General features: G+C 59.4%; 1 protein-coding gene. It reads left to right on the top strand.

Features of this window, described 5'->3' with window-relative positions; translation table 11 throughout:
- Positions 1-132: 132 nt before the first annotated feature.
- A partial coding sequence (locus tag I6F21_RS38440) for a TniQ family protein (protein ID WP_225184479.1) occupies positions 133-394 on the top strand: 262 nt, incomplete at its 3' end.

Consider the following 394-nt stretch of genomic DNA (forward strand, 5'->3'; position numbering starts at 1 on the left):
GGCGTGATGTCATCACCAAGACGGATTTGGCATCTGTCTGGGACACCGGCATATTTGCGGCGCTGTCCGTGACCAAGCAGAACCCGTTCACGATGAGCGGCCCGACTTTGGCTGCAGCGTTTCGGGGGTGACATGGGGCGCAAACTTCCAGTTCGTCCCATTCCGTTTCCCGACGAGTCACCCGCGGGGTACTTGATACGCATCGCCGAAGGAAATGGGTTTCCGAGCGTGACCGCGATGATTGACGGTCATTTTGCTGGCAAGGCGGATGAGGGGTGGATCACAGCGGCCTATACGCGCGCGGATCGCTACGCAGAGATTCTCCAGTTGTGTGGAGTCGGCGATCCGAATGCCCTCTCATTGAGCTTTGAGCGTGTGGGGCCCACCGCGGAAA

The sequence above is a fragment of the Bradyrhizobium sp. NBAIM03 genome, assembly GCF_020194055.1.
In the GTDB taxonomy this organism is placed as follows: domain Bacteria; phylum Pseudomonadota; class Alphaproteobacteria; order Rhizobiales; family Xanthobacteraceae; genus Bradyrhizobium; species Bradyrhizobium yuanmingense.